The sequence below is a fragment of the Oceanimonas marisflavi genome, assembly GCF_003049725.1.
GTDB classification, from domain to species: Bacteria; Pseudomonadota; Gammaproteobacteria; order Enterobacterales; family Aeromonadaceae; genus Oceanimonas; species Oceanimonas marisflavi.
This window is the reverse complement of record NZ_QAGM01000018.1, coordinates 41970-59694: the sequence shown is the minus strand read 5'-3', so window position 1 is coordinate 59694 and position 17725 is coordinate 41970. Positions and strand designations below refer to the sequence as shown.

Sequence of the window (17725 nt, the reverse complement as noted above, 5' to 3'; positions counted from 1 at the left end):
CAGGCAAAGTTCACGGTTTGCCACTGAACTGTTCTAGGGTGTCAATATTCCGATTAGCTAACAGGTGATGTCATGCTTTCTCTGACCACACAGGACGTAAGAATGGGCCAGTCCCTGGCCAACAAGCAGGCGGTGATATCGGCCCTGGCCGACTGGCTGGAGCAGGATGGCAATGTGGCCGCCGGTTACGGGGCCGGCATGCTGGCGCGGGAAGCCCAGACCGCCACCTATCTGGGCCAGGGCATTGCCATTCCTCACGGTACTCAGGACTGCCGCCACCTGGTCAAAAAAACCGGCATCAAGGCGCTGCACCTGCCCGACGGAATAGACTGGGGCGAGGGTGAAAAGGCCTATCTGGTGCTGGGGATTGCCGCCGGCTCCGACGAGCACCTGGAGCTGTTGCGCCGGCTGGCCCGGGCGCTCTCCCGGGACGATCTGGCCGAGCGGGTTCGTCAGGCACAGCGCAGCGAGGATATTCTCAGGCTGCTGCAGGTTGATGAGCAGGACCATGCCCCCGTGCTTGAATGGCACGCCGGCAACATTCGCACCGGCCTTGAATGCACCGATATGGCCACTCTGCAGCGGGCGGCGGCGGATGTGCTGCACGCCAGCCCCAGGGAGCAGAGTGCGTTAGGGCAAGCCACTCTGCATCTGGGGCAGGGCTGGTGGCTGAGCCAGGGCGCCACAGAGGGGGAGCCCCGGGCGGCACTGGTGACCACACCGGGGTTTGAACATGAAGCGCAGCCGGTACGGGGTCTGCTTGCGCTGATGGTCAACGGTCAGGGCCACAAACAGCTGCTGGCGCAGCTGGCCGACTGGCTGGTGGCGGACAAAGGCGAAAGCCTGGCCGCACTGACCAGTGCCGATGCCCTGCAACGGGCATTAAGCCGGGGGCCCGATGCGCCCGGTGAGAACGAACTGGCCGCCAATCAGCGGGTGGTGACGGTGCGTAATCATCAGGGCCTGCATGCCCGCCCCGGCGCCATGCTGGTGCAGATCGCCAGGCAGTTCGAGGCCGACATTCGCGTGCGCAATCTGGACGGCGACGGTCACGATGTGAATGCCAAAAGTCTGATGAAACTCATTGGTCTGGGGGTACGGCCCGGGCACCAGCTGCTGCTGACCGCCGAAGGCGCCGACGCCGGTGAGGCGCTGGAGAGGCTGGTCACGGCGGTCAATGACGGGCTGGGAGAAGACATTGTGCCGCTGGCCGCCGAAGTGGCTTCCGTACACAGGGTGCAGCCCATTGCTCCCAACAGCACAGTACGCGGTGTGGGCGCCTCCCCGGGCATTGCCATTGGTCCGCTGTATGTGGAAGCCCCCATGCGCTTTGAGTATGCCGATACCGCCTGTGATGCCCAGGCCGAGCGTGAGCGGCTGAACAAGGCGCTGGAGCGGGCAGACAGAGAGCTGGCCGAGGCCGCAGCAGAGGCAGCCGAACACCAGGCCCGGGACATTCTCGCCATGCACCGGGAGCTGCTCAGTGATCCGGCGCTGCTGGAAGGGGCCGGTGAGCGTTTACGCCAGGGCGCCTCGGCGCCTGCCGCCTGGTGGTCCGAAATCGACTCCGTTGCCACCCGGCAGGCGGCCAATGCCAATACCCTGCTGGCCGAACGCGCCGCCGATATTCGCGATATCGGTCGGCGGGTCATGGCCATTTTGTGTAATACCCCGCTGCCCAAAACCCCCGATACGCCCTATATCTGGGTGGCGGAAGACATAGGGCCCTCCGATGTGGTTAACATGAATGCCCGGCTGGTGCTGGGAATGGTCACCGCCGGTGGCGGGGCCTCGTCTCACAGCGCCATTCTGGCTCGCTCTCTCGGCATTCCCGCACTGGTGGCCATGGGCGGTGCTGTTATGGGCCTGGAAAGCGGCACCGAGGTCATACTCAATGGTGATGCCGGCACCCTGCATGTGGCCCCCGACGCCGGCGTGCTGGAACAGGCAAAAGGGCAACAACAGCTGGAACGGCAACTGGCCGAGCAGGCCTGGGCCCACCGGCACGAGCCTGCCATCACCACAGATGGCCACCGGCTTGAAATAGGCGCCAATCTGGGGGATACCACCAAAACCGCCGACGCCGTGGACGCCGGCGCCGAAGGCGTGGGACTGCTGCGCACCGAGTTTGTGTTTATGGGAAGAAACAGCGCCCCGGATCTGGAGCAGCAGCTAGCCGAGTATCAAAAGGCCATTACCGCCCTGGAAGGGCGCCCTCTGGTGGCCCGCACCCTGGATGTGGGGGGCGACAAGCCCTTGCCTTACTGGTCGGTCCCCAGAGAAGACAACCCCTTTCTGGGGGTGCGCGGCATTCGCCTGTGCATGCAAAAACCCGAACTGCTGGAAACCCAGCTGCGCGCCCTGCTGACCGCCGCCCCCGACCGGCCCCTGCGGATCATGTTTCCCATGGTGGCCGACTGGTCGGAATGGCGCTTTGCCAAAGACATGTTTGACCGAATACAGGCCGAGGTGCAGGCCACAGACGTGCAGCTGGGCATTATGGTGGAAGTACCGTCTGCCGCCCTGAATGCCCACCAGTTTGCCGAAGAAGCCGACTTTTTCAGTATTGGCACCAATGATCTGACCCAATACACCCTGGCGGCCGACCGGGGCAACGGCGAGCTGGCGGCCCTGTCCGACGGCCTGCATCCGGCGGTGCTCAAGCTTGTCGCCATGACGGTGGAAGCGGCTCACACGCATGGCAAGTGGGTGGGGATATGTGGCGAGCTGGGCTCGGATCCCCAGGCGCTGCCACTGCTGCTGGGGCTGGGGGTGGACGAAGTGTCGGTAAGCCCCAAAAGAATACCCCTGGTTAAGGCCAGAGTGCGGGAGTGCAGTCTGGTGCAATGCACCGAGCTGGCCAAACGTGCACTGAAAGCAAAAGATGCCCGGGCAGTGCGGGCCCTGACAGGAGAAATTGAATGAGTGTACTGACCCTTACCCTTAACCCGGCGCTGGATCTGACCGTCTCGCTGGAGCAACTCAAGGCAGGTCACGTCAATCTCGCCGGCGCCGGCCATCTGGGCGCCGCGGGCAAGGGCATCAACGTGGCCCGGGTCCTGGCGGATCTGGGGCACAGCCCTCATGCCAGCGGCTTTCTTGGTCTGAACAACGATGCTTCCTTTCGCGCCCTGTTTGATCGCCATGGCATTGGCGACGACTTTGTACGTCTGCCCGGTGACACCCGGGTCAACGTCAAGATCAGTGAGGGAGACGGCCGGGTGACCGATATCAACCTGCCCGGCCTCAGAGTGGGCAAGGGCGACTGGACCCGGCTGCTGGCGCGGCTGGAATCCCTGTCCGGCAGTTTTGACTATCTGGTGGTGGCGGGCAGCCTGCCTCCGGGGGTCAGCCCGGCCCAGCTGGAAGGCATGATTGAAATGTGGCGGGAGCGGGGCAAGACGGTGTGGCTGGACGCCAGCGGCGAGGCGCTGAAAGCGGGTATTCGGGGCCTGCCTGCATTGATCAAGCCCAATCTGGAAGAGCTGGAAGGCCTGGCGGGACGAATCATCGACACTGATGAAGCACTGGCCGGTTGTGCCCGGCAGCTGCAGCAACGGGGCATTCACCAGGTGGTGGTGTCGGCGGGTGCCGAGGGGGTTTACTGGTTCAGCCCCAATGGGCACTGGCGTGCCCGGGTGCCAAAGGTAAAGGTGATCAGCACGGTGGGGGCGGGCGATTCTCTGGTGGCGGGTTTGTGTGCCGGCATGCTGGAAGGGCTGAGTGAGCCCGACAACCTGCGCCGGGCGGTGGCGCTGTCGCTGATGGCCGTCACGCAAATTGGCGTGGGTATTTACTGCCAGAAAACCTTTGCCGCCTTTCAGCGCGATATTCATATTGAGCCAATTCATGACCGGGGAGCGACCGCATGAATGTTCTGATCGTTACCACCTGCCCCAGTGGCATGGCCAGCAGTTACATGGCCGCGCGCGTACTGGAGCAGGCGGCAGAAAAACAGGGCTGGAAAGTGGCGGTGGAATGCCACAGCCAGCTGGCGCCGGTGGTCTCCTTTACCCCGGCACAAATCGCCGAGGCGGAGCTGGTGCTGGTGGCCGCCAGCGGGTCCACGCCGGATTTGTCCCGTTTTGTCGGTAAGCCATGCTTTGTGGATGGCATTCAACCGGCGCTGAATGATCCCGCCGCCTGGCTGCAGCAGGGGGCGGCGCAGGCCGGGCCGCTGCAGCCGTCGCCAGAGCAGGGTGCCAGCAAGCCGGTGCGGCTGGTGGCGATCACCGCCTGTCCCACCGGGGTGGCGCACACCTTTATGTCGGCCGAGGCGCTGAGTGAGACCGCCAAAAAGCTGGGCTACGACATCAAGGTGGAGACTCAGGGCTCGGTGGGGGCCCAGAATGCCCTGACCGCCGAGGACATTGCCGCCGCCGACTGCGTGATTGTGGCCGCCGATATCGACGTCAACCTGGCCCGTTTTAATGGCAAGCGGCTGTATCGCACCGGCACCGGGCCGGCCCTGAAAAAACCGCAGCACACCATTGAAACCGCGCTGAGCGAGGCCCGGGTCTGGCACCAGCAAAACAGCGGTGCAGCGCAGGGCGACGAGGCCGACAAAAAAGAGCCCGGCCCCTATCAGCACCTGCTCACCGGGGTGTCCTTTATGCTGCCCATGGTGGTGGCCGGGGGCCTGATCATCGCCCTGTCGTTTATTTTCGGCATAGAAGCGTTCAAGGAAGAAGGTACCCTGGCGGCGGCACTGATGCAGATTGGTGGCGGCTCCGCCTTTGCCCTGATGATTCCGGTGCTGTCGGGCTATATTGCCTATTCCATTGCCGACCGGCCGGGCATTGCTCCCGGCATGATCGGCGGCATGCTGGCCAGCTCTCTCGGGGCCGGTTTTATCGGCGGCATTATTTCCGGATTCCTGGCCGGTTACTGTGCTCGTTTACTGGCCCGGCGCGTTCCCATGCCCAAGAGCCTGGAGTCGCTCAAGCCCATTCTGATCATTCCGCTGTTTGCCAGCCTGTTTACCGGCCTGGTGATGATCTACGTGGTGGGCGGCCCGGTGGCCACCATCATGGCGGTAATGACCGACTTCCTCAACAACATGGGCTCGGCCAACGCCGTGCTGCTGGGAGTCATTATCGGCGCCATGATGTGCTTTGATATGGGCGGACCGGTGAACAAGGCGGCCTACGCCTTTTCCGTGGGGCTGCTGGCGTCACAAACCTACGGTCCCATGGCGGCGGCCATGGCGGCGGGCATGGTGCCGGCCCTGGGGATGGGCATTGCCACCTTTCTCGCCCGGCGCAAGTTCAACACCAATGAGCAGGAAGCGGGAAAGGCGTCCTTTGTGCTGGGGCTCTGCTTTATTTCCGAAGGGGCCATTCCCTTTGCGGCGCGGGATCCGCTGCGGGTGATCCCCAGCTGCATGGCCGGCGGCGCGCTGACCGGGGCCCTGTCCATGCTGTTTGGTGCCAAGCTGCTGGCGCCCCACGGCGGCGTGTTTGTGCTGTTTATTCCCAATGCCATACAGCAGCTGGGCTGGTACGTTCTGGCCATCACCGCCGGCGCGCTGCTCACCGGTGTGGTCTATTCTGTGCTCAAGCGCAGTGATGCCCAGATGCTGGCACCCGCAGCCAGCGCCTGAGCTCTGTTCTTCAGTGATCTGCCGCTCGTCATGGGCGGCATTTTTTTATGTATTGTTTTTTGGTTTTTTATGTGACTAAAGTCACTTTGTTTGGCTTATTTTTTTGTTTTTTGTCAGTTAAGTGGGCAGTTGTTTTGTTGGTTGGCGATTTTCTGAAGCATTTTTCATGCGAGGTTGCTACCCTTGCGGTCCTCGATTGCAACCCCGCAACAGACTTTGAATAAGGAGTATTCAGCCATGAATGCGAGTGAGAAAAAGTGGTCGCTCACCACGCGTGTGCTGGTGGGCATGGGCTCGGGTGTGCTGGCCGGCTTTATTATCCGCAGCTTTTTTGCCGATGTGGCACTGGTACAACATTATCTGGTGGATGGCCTGTTTCTGGTCGGCGGCAAGATCTTTATCGCCAGCCTCAACATGCTGGTGGTGCCGCTGATCTTTGTATCCCTGGTGTGCGGTACCAGCTCCCTGAAAGACATTTCCACTCTGGGCCGGCTGGGAGGCAAGACCCTGGCCCTTTATCTGTTTACCACCGCCGTGGCCATTACCCTGGCGCTGGTGATGGGCGAGCTGTTCAAGCCCGGTGAAGGGGCCGATCTGGTGTCGTCGAGCACCTTTGCCGCCCGTGAAGCGCCCTCGCTGGCCGAGGTGATCATCAACATGTTCCCCACCAACCCCATTAACGCCATGGCCCAGGGCAACACCCTGCAGATCATCGTGTTTGCGGTGTTGTTCGGCATCGCCATCAGCCTGGCGGGCAAACACGGAGAGCGCATAGCGGCGCTGTTTGTGGATCTGAACGAAGTGATCATGAAGCTGGTGGCGCTGCTGATGAACCTGGCCCCTTATGGCGTATTCTGTCTGATGGCCCAGCTGTTCACGTCGCTGGGGCTGGATGCCATTCTCAACCTGCTGGAATACTTCCTGGTGCTGGCGGGCACCCTGCTGCTGCACGCGCTGGTGACCTACTCCACCCTGTTCAGGGTGTTCACCGGCCTGAGCCCCATCACCTTCCTTAAAAAAATGGAAGATGCGGTCATGTTCGCCTTTTCCACTGCGTCTTCCAACGCAACCATTCCGGTGACCCTGGAAACCACCACCCGTCGCATGGGGGTGGAAAACCGGGTGGCCTCCTTTACCGTGCCGCTGGGCGCCACCATCAATATGGACGGCACCGCCATCATGCAGGGGGTGGCCACCGCCTTTATCGCCCAGGCCTTTAATATCGACCTGTCGTTCAATGACTACCTGATGGTGATCATGACCGCCACCCTGGCGTCCATTGGCACCGCCGGTGTACCCGGGGTGGGCATGGTGATGCTGGCCATGGTGCTGAATCAGGTGGGGCTGCCGGTGGAAGGCATAGCGCTGATCATCGGTGTGGATCGCCTGCTCGACATGATCCGTACCGCCGTCAACATCACCGGCGATGCCGTGGTCACCTGTATCGTGGGCAAGAGCGAAGGCGCCATGAACCTGGTGCGCTTTCACGATCCCCATGCCGGTGAAAAGGAAGAGGACGTACACTTTGACAAGCACTGAGGGATAATCCTTCACCATAAAAAACGGGCGCTTCGGCGCCCGTTTTTTATGGATAAATGAATTTCAACCATAGTTGAGAGACGGGCGCATCAGGGGGCTGCCGGTGGAAAAGCAGGAGGCTGAACGTGAACATGAATGCCGGAATACGGATTATCTTTCTGGGCAATCCCCTGCACGGGGATGATGCCGCCGGCGTGCGCGCACTGGCCTTGTCCCGCTCGTTCCGCTGGCCTGCCGGAGTGGAGCTGGTGGACGGGGGCACGGGCGGCGTCAGCCTGCTGCCGTTGTTCCGGCACTGCCGGCGCATCATACTGGTGGATGCCTTTCTGAGCCCGGAGCGGGCGGGCGAAATCCGTCACTTGCGCCAGGTCACTGCAGCGTCGCTGGCGGGGGCCGAAGGGCTGGAGCATGGCGGCGGCATTCGGGGGCTGCTGGCGCTGGTGCCGCTGCTGGTATCACCGGCCCCGGTGATTGAACTTTTTGCCATCGGCGGACGTTGTTTTACCCCCTGTACACCCGAGCTCAGCGATGAGGTCGCGCATGCCCTGCCGGCATTGTGCCGGCGCCTGCACCGTTATGTGAGTGAGGAGTCGGTCGTCACCGGCAGCCGGGTAAGGATCACCGGTTGTGTGCAGGGGGTGGGCTTTCGTCCCTTCGTCTACCGGCTGGCCACGGAGCTCGGACTGACGGGGGAGGTGGGCAATATCGGTGCCGGAGTGGAGATCCGGCTGGCCGCAGACAAAGCCACCCTGGCGCAGTTCTGCCGGCGGCTGCGGGCCGAGTGCCCGGCCCATGCCCGCATCGAGAGCATGACGACCGAGCCCTGTGATGTTGCATCCGTCTCTCCGGGTTTCACGGTGAGCGACAGTCAGGCCGAAGGACAGGGCGCCCGTTTTCCGCCGGATCTGGCGGTGTGCCCTCAGTGTCTGGCCGAGCTGACCGATCCACAGGACCGGCGCCATGGCTATCCCTTTATCAACTGCACCGATTGCGGTCCCCGCTACTCCATTGTGAAGGCCCTGCCCTGGGACAGGGTCAATACCGCCATGGCGGACTTTCCCTTCTGTGCCGCCTGCCGGAAGGAGTATGGCGATCCCGCCAGCCGGCGCTTTCATGCCGAGCCGGTGGCCTGTGTCCGCTGCGGTCCGCATATCTGGCTGCAGAGCGGCAACGGCGAGGTATTGCAGGGGTCAACGGCGGATCTGCTGGCGCAATGCCGTGGCTGGCTGCAACAGGATCGGGTGCTGGCGCTCAAGGGCATCGGCGGTTTTCAGCTCGTCTGCGATGCGGGCTCGGCGAAAGCCATCGCCTTGCTGCGCCGGCGCAAACACAGGCCCGCCAAGCCCTTTGCCGTGATGCTGCGGGATCTGGCTCAGGCAGAAACCTGCTTTGCGCTGAACGACATGGAGCGCAAACAGCTGAACAGCCCGGCGGCCCCCATTGTGCTGTTGCCGAAAGTGCGGCTTCGCCAGCCCGTACATGGGCTCCTGCCCGAGGCACTGGCGCCGGGCATGGCCTGCCTTGGGGTCATGCTGGCCAGCTCGCCACTGCACTGGCTGCTGCTGAACGAGGTGGGCGGCCCTCTGCTGATGACCTCGGGCAACGCCGGTGGCGAGCCCATCTGTACCGGCAACCGCCAGGCCCTGTCGGTGCTGGCTCTCCTGGCCGACGATTTTCTGCTGCACAACAGAGCCATCGTGCACCGCTGCGACGACTCCGTGCAGGCTTTGGTGGCCGGCCGCCCCCGGCTGGTGCGCCGGGCCCGGGGTTATGTACCGGATCCCATCGCTCTGCCTGCCGGACTAGAAGGCAGTGTGCTGGCGCTGGGAGCGGATCTGAAAAACAGCTTTTGCATCACCGGCAACGGCCGGGCCGTATTGTCCGCCCATATCGGCGATCTGAACAGCCTGGCGTGCCTGGATGCCCTGCAACAGCAGGTGGATTGCCTGCCTGAACTATTGGGCCTGGAGCCCCGGGCCATTGCCGTCGATCTGCATCCCGATTATGCCGCCACCCGGCTGGGGGAGCGGCTGGCGCGGCAACAGGGGCTGCCGCTGTTCCGGGTGCAGCATCATCATGCTCATCTGGTGTCCTGCCTGGTGGAAAACGGCCACCCGCCGGAACAGCCGGTGCTTGGCATTGTGCTCGACGGCCTGGGTTATGGCGATGATGGCAGCCTGTGGGGCGGGGAATTTTTACTGGCCGACTATGCCGGCTACCGGCGGCTGGCGCGGCTGCGGCCCTTTCCCCTGCTGGGAGGCGACAAGGCCAGCCGTCAGCCCTGGCGCAACCTGCTGGCCCAGCTGGCGCAGATGCAGCAGCTTCCTCCCTGGCCCACCCTGGCTGCCGAGCATGCTGCTCTGGACTGGCTGATCAAGCCCGAGGCTCAGGTGTTGCTGAAGATGGCTCCGCGTTTTCCGCTGACCTCGTCGGCGGGGCGCCTGTTTGATGCGGTGGCGGCGTTACTGGGCGTAGCGCCTCCCGAGCTGAGCTTTGAAGGGGAAGCGGCCATGTTGCTGGAAGCCCTGGCCGAGGGTGCACAGGCCAGTGCCTGTTATGACTTTACACTGAGCCACGAGGAGAAACTCTGGCAGCTGGACCCGGCGCCGCTGTGGCCTGCTTTGCTCAAGGCGCTGCGGGCCGGTGAACACAGGGCGGTGCTGGCGGCCAATTTTCACCTAAGTTTAGTGAAGGGGCTGTGCCAAATGGTGGCGCGGCTGCGGCGGCAGCGCGGTGTGAACGTCACCACAGTGGCCCTGAGCGGCGGCGTGATGCAGAACCGCCTGGTGCTGGAGCCCCTGAGCACTGAGCTTGAAGCCACGGGACTGACGGTATTAAGCCAGAGCCGGGCCCCGAGCAATGACGGCGGCATCGCCCTGGGCCAGGCTGCTATCGCTCTTGCTCAAGGTGTGTCCGAACGGTAGGCGCCGCTTTAGCCGGCGCGAAATCAGCAAGCCATGAGGTATCTGATGAGCCGGCACCGTCTGTTCCGGCAGCTAAAGCGCCGGCTACAACAAACCGCCCTTTGCCCGATGCTCGCTGTTGAAGAAGGAGTCGCTTATGTGTCTGGGAATTCCGGCCCGGGTGGTGGCCATTGTGGATGCCGGCGCCGGGCTGGCGCTGGCGGAGACCGCCGGGGTACGCCGGCAGATCAATATCAGCCTGCTGGCGGCCGATAGTGATCCTTCGTTGCTGGTGGGGCAGTGGGTGCTGCTGCATGTGGGCTTTGCCATGGCGCTGATTGACCAGCAGGAGGCCAGCCGCACTCTGGCGCTGCTGGCGCAAATGGAGCAGGGAGAGGAGTCATGAGTCTGAACACGGAATTCCGTGATGCCGGCCGGGTGAAGGCCCTGTTGGCGGCCATCACCCCGGTGGCCGACAAGGTGGCGGCGCGCCTGGGCCGGCCCCTGCAGATCATGGAGGTATGCGGCGGTCACACTCATGCCATCTTCCGTTTCGGGCTGCACCAGTTGTTGCCCGAGTCCATCGAGTTTATTCACGGTCCCGGCTGTCCGGTGTGCGTGCTGCCGGTGGAGGCGGTGGATCAGGCGGTCAGTCTGGCCCGCCGGAAGAATGTGATACTGGCGAGCTTCGGCGATCCGTTGCGGGTGCCCGGCAGCCGGGGCAGCCTGCTGCAGGCCAAAGCCGAGGGGGCCGGGGTGAAGGTGCTTTATTCCCCCTTTGATGCCCTGGCGCTGGCACAAAACAACCCGCACAAGCAGGTGGTGTTCTTTGCCATTGGTTTCGATACCACCATGCCGGGCATCGCCTGCTCCCTGCTGGCCACCGACCGGGCGGGGATCACCAATCTGCGCTTTCTCTGCCACCATATTCGGCTGATGCCCACCCTGACAGGGCTTCTGGAAGCCGGAGAGATCCGGCTCGATGGCTTTGTGGGGCCAGGGCACGTCAGCATGGTGATCGGCAGCCGGGTCTATGATCCCATCGCCAGCCACTATCACAAGCCACTGGTGATCGCCGGTTTTGAGCCGGTGGACTTTCTGCAGGCGCTTTATCAACTGGTGCGGCAGCTGGCCGAAGGGCGCTGTGCCATTGAAAACGCCTATGCCAGGGTGGTGAAAGAAGCCGGTAACCCGGCCGCCCTGAAGGCGATTGACCGGGTGTTCGAGTCTGGCGTGGACAGCCACTGGCGAGGGCTCGGCACGGTGCCGGGCTCGGGGGTGCGGGTGCGGGACCAGTACCGGCATCTGGATGCGGCCGGACTGCTGGAGACAGATGTACCGGTCGAGGCCGACGCCGGGCCGGCCTGGTGCAACGCCGTGCTCACCGGCCGCATCAAGCCTCATCAATGCCCGCTGTTCCGGCGTCAGTGCACCCCCGAGCACCCGGCCGGCGCCCTGATGGTGTCCAGCGAAGGGGCCTGCGCCGCCTACTATCAATACCGGGTCGGGGAGGTGACATGAGCCTTCGGCAGGACACCATAACCCTGGCTCACGGCGCCGGAGGTGGGGCCATGCACGAGCTGATTGACACCCTGTTTCTCGCCGCTTTCGGCGATACTCCCCTGTTGCAAAAGGAGGATCAGGCCCGGCTGCCCCTGGCCGGGTTGCTGGCGAAAGGGGACAGGCTGGCGCTGACCACCGACAGCTTTGTGGTCAGCCCGCTGGCGTTTCCCGGTGGGGATATCGGCAAGCTGGCGGTGTGCGGCACCCTTAATGATCTCGCCGTGGGCGGCGCCATTCCCCTGTATCTGACCGCCGCCTTTATTATCGAGGAAGGACTGCCGCGGGCGCAGCTGGAACGCCTGGTAGGCTCCATGGCCGAAGCCGCACGCCAGGCCGGGGTGACCATAGTGACCGGCGATACCAAGGTGGTGGAGCGGGGCATGGCCGACAAGCTGTTTATCAATACCACCGGCGTGGGCGTGATACCGGCCGGCGTGGAGCTTGCCATCGGCTCGGCCCGGCCCGGCGACAAGGTGCTGATCAACGGTCATATCGGCGATCACGGCGCCGCCGTGATGCTGGCCCGGGAAGATCTGGGGCTGGTGGGGGAGCTGACCAGTGACTGCGCCGCCCTGCACTTACTTATTCAGCCGGTGCTGGCGCAATGCTCGGGGGTGCGCTGCCTGCGCGACGCCACCCGGGGTGGCCTGGGTGGTGTGTTGAACGAAATGGCCGGCGCCTCGGCGGTTGAGATCCGGCTGGTTGAAAGCGATCTGCCCGTTCGACCCCAGACTCAGGCACTGTGCGAGCTGCTGGGGCTGGAGCCGTTGTTTCTTGCCTGTGAGGGGCTGGCCGCGATGGTGATTGCACCGGAGCAGGCGGAGCAGGCGCTGGCGCTGTGGCGTGGCCATCCTCTGGGCCGGCACGCTCAAATTATCGGTGAGGTGACGGGCCCGGCCTTACCGGGCCGGCTCAGCCTGATCACCCCTTACGGCGGCCAGCGCCTGCTGGACGTGCCCCATGGCCTGCAACTGCCGCGGATCTGCTGATCATGCATGAGCTGTCGGTGGTGCGGGCCCTGCTGAGTGAACTCGCGCCCTATCAACACAGAAGGATCACCTGCATCACCCTGGAAATAGGTGCCATCAGCTGTGTCGACAGTGAACGGCTGCAGTTCTGTTTCGACATGGTGAAAGAAGCAGGCGGACTGAGCGATGCCGAGCTGGTGATCAAGCAGGTGCCCGCCGAGGCGCAATGTCGCGCTTGCGGCCGGTGCTTTGCCCCGTCCGGGCCGGGCGACGCCTGCCCATGTGGCAGCCATGACTATACTTTGACGTCAGGAAGGCAACTGCTGTTAACGGAAATAGGATTCGGCTGATGTGTGGACATTGTGGATGTTCCGGCGACAAGACCCGGCTGTCGGAGCCGGGCAAAGACACTCATAAACACCTGCACCATGACGGTGACAGTCTGCAACTGCAGCGAGCGTTGCTGGCCGGCAACGACGAGCTGGCCCGGCAAAACCGCGACTGGCTCACCGCCAACCGCATCAGCTGCATCAATCTGATGGGCACGCCGGGCGCCGGCAAGACCCGGTTGCTGGAAGCCACCTTTGCTTATGCCCATACTCAGGCCAGCTGGCCAACCATGGCGGTGCTTGAAGGGGATCAGCACACGGAGAATGACGCCCGGCGCATTCAGGCCTGCGGTGGCCGGGCGGTGCAGATCAACACCGGCACCGGCTGTCATCTGGATGCACGAATGATACAGGCGGGCCTGACCAGCCTGGCGCCACCGGCCGGTGCTCTGGTGCTGGTCGAAAATGTGGGCAATCTGGTGTGCCCGGCCCTGTTCGATCTGGGCGAGCAGCACAGGGTGGCCATGATGGCGGTGACCGACGGCGACGACAAACCGGAAAAATACCCTCACCTGTTTGCCGGCTGTGAGCTGGCCATTATCAACAAGGCCGATCTGCTGCCTTATCTGGATATCAGTCTGGATAAAATAAAAGCCTCCCTGCGCCGTCTCAATCCCCATATCGGGATCCTGGTGTTGTCGGCCCGGACCGGCGAGGGGCTGAATGCCTGGTATGACTGGCTGCTGGCCCGGTCCGGTCATGACTAAGCGCTTCTTATTTCGTGAGCATCTGCACCGGTTGCATCGGGCGCTGGTGCAGTCCGGTTACAGCGTGATTGGCCCACAAGTGAAAGACGATGCCATTCTGTTTGCCCCCCTTGACCATGTTGACGATCTGCCCTGGGGCTGGCAGGAGCTGGCCGGGGCCGGCAGCTATCGTCTGCAGCACACCGCCGGCAAGCGGGCCTTTGCCTGGAATACCGGTCCTCAGGGGCTCAAACCCTGGCTGTTCAAACCCGAGCAGGTGCTCTGGCGGGCCGAGCATACCGAACAGGGCCTGCATTTTCGTGCCGTGGAGCCCACCCCCGAGCGGCTCGCGTTTATCGGTCTGCGGGGCTGTGATCTGGCGGCGCTGGCCATTCAGGACCGGCATTTTATGGACGGGCCTTATGCCGACCGTTTTTACCGGGCTCAGCGTGAACAACTCTTTATTGTGGCGGTGAATTGTGGCCGCAGCGCCGAAACCTGCTTCTGTGTTTCGACCGGTGACGGCCCCGAGGCCCGCTCCGGTTTCGATCTGCTGCTCGACGAGCTGGATGACGGCTACCTGCTGCAGGCCGGCAGCGATCAAGGCGCGGCCATTGCAGCCGGGCTGCCGCTGAAGAAAGCAACCGGCAAGCAGCTGGCCAGGGCCCGGACCCTGCTGGCCGGTGCCCGTCAACAGCAGCGGGCCATGCCCTCCGAAGCCGAGCTGGCGCAACTGGTGGACTGGCTCGATCACCCACGCTGGCAGCAGGTGGCTGAACGCTGTCTGGCCTGCGGTAACTGTACCTCGGTCTGCCCTACCTGTTTTTGCTCGAGGCAGGATACCGAGGGCGATATTCAGAACCGGCAGGCCGGGCAGGTGCAGCGCTGGGATTCCTGCTTCAGCGAGCAGCACAGTTACATTACCGGCAAGGTGATCCGCGCCGAGATCCGCCATCGTTATCGCCAGTGGCTGGTGCACAAGCTGGCCACCTGGCAGCAGCAGTTCGGCCGCAGCGGCTGTGTCGGCTGTGGCCGTTGCATCGCCTGGTGTCCGGTGGCCATTGATCTGGTGGAAGAGGCACAGGCCTTGCTGCAAGACAGCCCCCGAGAAGCGCCGTCATGAGTCAGACACTGCCCATGGTCGCCACCCTGGCGGCAAAGGAGATGGAATCGCCGGGGATTTATACCCTGGGTCTGGCGCTGGACACTCAGGCACCCTTTGATTTTGATTACGGCCAGTTCAACATGCTGTATCTGTTTGGCGCCGGTGAAGTGGCCATCTCCATTATGGGCTGGCGGCAGGGGCTGTTGCAGCACACCATCCGCGCCGTGGGCCGGGTCACTCATCCCCTGGTGGCGCTGAACGTTGGCCAGCAGCTGGGTCTGCGGGGACCCTTTGGCCGGGGCTGGCCCCTGGCGCAACTGCAGGGACGGGACCTAGTGTTTATCACCGCCGGGCTGGGGTGTGCGCCTGTGGTGGCGGCCATTCACCATGCGGTGGCCAACCGGGATCGGTATGGCCGCATTGTGATCCTGCAGGGGGTCAAACACCATGCCGATCTGCTCTGGCAGAAGCAATACCGGCGCTGGCAAACCCTGGGCAAGTGCCAGGTGCTGCTGGCCGCGAGCGAGGAGCACCGCCACCGGCATCGCTGGCGGCTGGGGCTGGTGACCGAGTTGCTGGCGCTGGCCGAGTTCGACTCAACCAATTGCGCCGTGCTGATGTGCGGCCCCGAGATCATGATGCTGGCGGCGCTTAAACAGCTGGCCCGGCTGCGCGTGGGGGATGACGCCGTCTATCTGAGTCTGGAGCGCAACTTTCAGTGTGGCCTGGGTTTGTGCGGTCACTGCCAGCTGGGGCCTTATTTTGTCTGCAAGGATGGCCCCGTCTTTCATTACCCGGCAGTGAAGCCCTGGCTGGGCAGGGAGGGAGTGTGACGACAAAACCAAAGCTGACCCTGGCGGTGCACAAGCTCACGTCCTGCTCCGGCTGCCAGCTGGCCTTTCTCAATCAGGGGGCGGCGTTGCTGGAGCTGCTGCAAGAAGTGGAATTCCTGCATTTTATCGAGGCGGGCATCGAGGGGCCGGACCAACAGGTGGACGTGGCCTTTGTCGAAGGCAGTGTCTCCACCCCGGACGATCTTGAGCGGGCCGAGCGCCTGCGTCGCAACAGCAAGCTGGTGGTGACTATGGGGGCCTGTGCCACCAGCGGCGGCATTCAGGCCCTGCGCAACCTGGCCGATGGTCCGGGCTGGCAGGCGGCCATTTATGCTCATCCGGAGTTTATCGCCACCCTGGCCACCTCCACCGGGGTGGCCGAGCATATCAAGGTGGACTTTGAACTCTGGGGCTGCCCCATTACCGTGGAGCAGATGCGCCATTTTCTGCGCCAGTTGCGGCTGGACGTGCAGCCTCGCCCCGAGGCCGAAAAGCTGTGCATGGAGTGCAAGCGCCGCCAGCAGGTGTGCGTCATGGTAACCAAAGGAGCCCCTTGTCTGGGCCCGGTGGTGCGCACCGGCTGCGGCGCCCTTTGTCCCGCCTTTGGCCGGGCTTGTTACGGCTGTTTCGGCCCGTCCGAGCAACCCAACTGCGACAGTCTGGCCAACCGCTTTTCCGGTCTGGGCCTGGTGCCCGCTGACATTGCCAGACGCTTTGCCGCCATTCACAGTCACAGCGCGCCCTTTCGCGAGCAACACCAGCGCTGGCAGCGAATCGATGTGCGGGAGCTGGACGAATGAAGAAAAAAAGCAGGCGCAGGATTTCCCTGAAAGTGCCCTTTGTGACCCGGCTGGAAGGAGAAGGCAGCCTGGAGCTGAGCGCCAGGGGGAATCGCATCGACAAGCTGCACCTGGCCATTTTTGAGCCGCCCCGGTTGTTCGAGAAGTTTCTGGAAGGGCGCGGCTATCAGGAGGTGCCGGATCTCAACGCCCGCATCTGCGGTATCTGCCCCATGGCCTATCAGCTGACCTCCATTCAGGCCATGGAGCGGCTGTTTGGTATTGAACTGCCTGAGCCACTGATGCAGCTGAGAAAGCTGATGAACCTGGGGGAGTGGGTGCAGAGCCATGCCCTGCATATTCATTTTCTGGCCGCGCCGGACTTTCTCGGATTTGATCATGCCCTGGCCATGGCCAGGCTGTATCCGGAGGTACTGCAGCGGGGCATGCAGTTGCAGGAAGCCGGCAATGCCCTGATGGCGCTGCTGGGCGGGCGCTCTGTGCATCCGGTGGGGCTGCAGGTGGGCGGCTTTGGTCGCCTGCCCGATGCCGACCGCTGGGCTGCCGTCCGGGGGCAGGTGGCGCAGGCCCTGCCCGCCGCCGAAGCATTGGTGCGCTGGACCGCCGGGCTGAGCCTGCCCGACTACAGCCATGATTTTATCTGGGTCAGCCTGACCGAGCCCGGTGCCTATGCCATCAATGGCGGCCGCATTACCAGCAACACCGGCCTGAGCCTGGATTACGGTGATTATGCCGCCCACTTTGCTGAGCACCAGGAGCCCCATTCCACCTCGCTGTATTCACTGCTCGATGGCCGTGATTATCTGGTGGGGCCCCTGGCCCGAATGAACAATGGCTTCGCCCGGCTGCCCGCCGAGGTGCAGGCCCAGGCCCGGGATTGTGGCCTGGGCTTTCCCAGTCGCAATATGTTCACCAGCATTCAGGCCCGGGCCCTGGAAATTTACTGGGCCTTGTTTGAAGCCAGCCGCCTGCTGGCGCAGGACTGCCCGAGCGGTGAGGCTTGTCTGCCGGTGAGCCCTAGGGCGGGAGAGTGTTGCTTTTGCACCGAGGCGCCGCGGGGCATGATCTACCATCATTACCGGCTCGATGAGCAGGGCCGGGTGTTATCCTGTTCCATTATTCCGCCCACCAGTCAGAATCAGGCGCGCATTGAGCAGGATCTCAGGGCTTCGGTCACTCAATTTGGCCTGCATCACAGCGATCAGGAACTAAAGCTGTTCTGCGAGCGGCTGATCCGTAATTACGACCCCTGTATTTCCTGCTCGACCCACTTTCTGCAGTTCAGCTTGCAGCGCGAATAGTGCCGGCGCTCGGGCCGCAGGCAAAAAGATACCGGC

General features: G+C 63.4%; 14 protein-coding genes. All 14 read left to right on the top strand.

The window, feature by feature from the left end; translation table 11 throughout:
* The first annotated feature begins 72 nt into the window (after positions 1-72).
* Positions 73-2925, top strand: coding sequence for a phosphoenolpyruvate--protein phosphotransferase (gene ptsP / locus DA373_RS11870; RefSeq protein WP_107852527.1), 2853 nt, complete (start codon positions 73-75; stop codon positions 2923-2925).
* Positions 2922-3872, top strand: a complete 951-nt coding sequence (gene pfkB / locus DA373_RS11865) for a 1-phosphofructokinase (RefSeq protein WP_107852526.1) — start codon at positions 2922-2924, stop codon at positions 3870-3872. Before ptsP ends, pfkB begins: the two co-directional genes overlap by 4 nt.
* Positions 3869-5602, top strand: coding sequence for a PTS fructose-like transporter subunit IIB (locus tag DA373_RS11860; RefSeq protein ID WP_107852525.1), 1734 nt, complete (start codon positions 3869-3871; stop codon positions 5600-5602). The genes pfkB and DA373_RS11860 overlap by 4 nt, the downstream gene beginning before the upstream one ends.
* A gap of 237 nt (positions 5603-5839) precedes the next feature.
* Positions 5840-7141, top strand: a complete 1302-nt coding sequence (locus tag DA373_RS11855) for a dicarboxylate/amino acid:cation symporter (RefSeq protein ID WP_107852524.1) — start codon at positions 5840-5842, stop codon at positions 7139-7141.
* A gap of 131 nt (positions 7142-7272) precedes the next feature.
* Positions 7273-10065, top strand: coding sequence for a carbamoyltransferase HypF (gene hypF, locus DA373_RS11850; protein WP_232821268.1), 2793 nt, complete (start codon positions 7273-7275; stop codon positions 10063-10065).
* 136 nt (positions 10066-10201) lie between these two features.
* Positions 10202-10450 (top strand): HypC/HybG/HupF family hydrogenase formation chaperone, encoded by a 249-nt coding sequence (gene hypC, locus DA373_RS11845; RefSeq protein WP_107852523.1) that lies wholly within the window; start codon positions 10202-10204, stop codon positions 10448-10450.
* Complete coding sequence (hypD, locus tag DA373_RS11840) at positions 10447-11565, top strand: hydrogenase formation protein HypD (protein ID WP_107852522.1); 1119 nt, start codon at positions 10447-10449, stop codon at positions 11563-11565. The genes hypC and hypD overlap by 4 nt, the downstream gene beginning before the upstream one ends.
* Positions 11562-12596: a hydrogenase expression/formation protein HypE gene (hypE, locus tag DA373_RS11835; RefSeq protein ID WP_107852521.1), complete on the top strand. Its 1035-nt coding sequence runs from the start codon at positions 11562-11564 to the stop codon at positions 12594-12596. The genes hypD and hypE overlap by 4 nt, the downstream gene beginning before the upstream one ends.
* A gap of 2 nt (positions 12597-12598) precedes the next feature.
* Positions 12599-12925 (top strand): hydrogenase maturation nickel metallochaperone HypA/HybF, encoded by a 327-nt coding sequence (locus tag DA373_RS11830; protein WP_107852520.1) that lies wholly within the window; start codon positions 12599-12601, stop codon positions 12923-12925.
* Positions 12925-13671 (top strand): hydrogenase nickel incorporation protein HypB, encoded by a 747-nt coding sequence (gene hypB, locus DA373_RS11825; protein WP_107852519.1) that lies wholly within the window; start codon positions 12925-12927, stop codon positions 13669-13671. The genes DA373_RS11830 and hypB overlap by 1 nt, the downstream gene beginning before the upstream one ends.
* A complete protein-coding gene (locus tag DA373_RS11820) occupies positions 13664-14773 on the top strand; it encodes a 4Fe-4S dicluster domain-containing protein (RefSeq protein WP_107852543.1) in 1110 nt (369 codons plus the stop codon). The genes hypB and DA373_RS11820 overlap by 8 nt, the downstream gene beginning before the upstream one ends.
* Positions 14770-15588 (top strand): FAD/NAD(P)-binding protein, encoded by an 819-nt coding sequence (locus DA373_RS11815; protein ID WP_107852518.1) that lies wholly within the window; start codon positions 14770-14772, stop codon positions 15586-15588. The genes DA373_RS11820 and DA373_RS11815 overlap by 4 nt, the downstream gene beginning before the upstream one ends.
* Positions 15585-16388, top strand: coding sequence for an NADH-quinone oxidoreductase subunit B family protein (locus DA373_RS11810; RefSeq protein ID WP_107852517.1), 804 nt, complete (start codon positions 15585-15587; stop codon positions 16386-16388). Before DA373_RS11815 ends, DA373_RS11810 begins: the two co-directional genes overlap by 4 nt.
* Positions 16385-17689: a Ni/Fe hydrogenase subunit alpha gene (locus DA373_RS11805; RefSeq protein WP_107852516.1), complete on the top strand. Its 1305-nt coding sequence runs from the start codon at positions 16385-16387 to the stop codon at positions 17687-17689. Before DA373_RS11810 ends, DA373_RS11805 begins: the two co-directional genes overlap by 4 nt.
* The last annotated feature ends 36 nt before the right edge of the window (positions 17690-17725 follow it).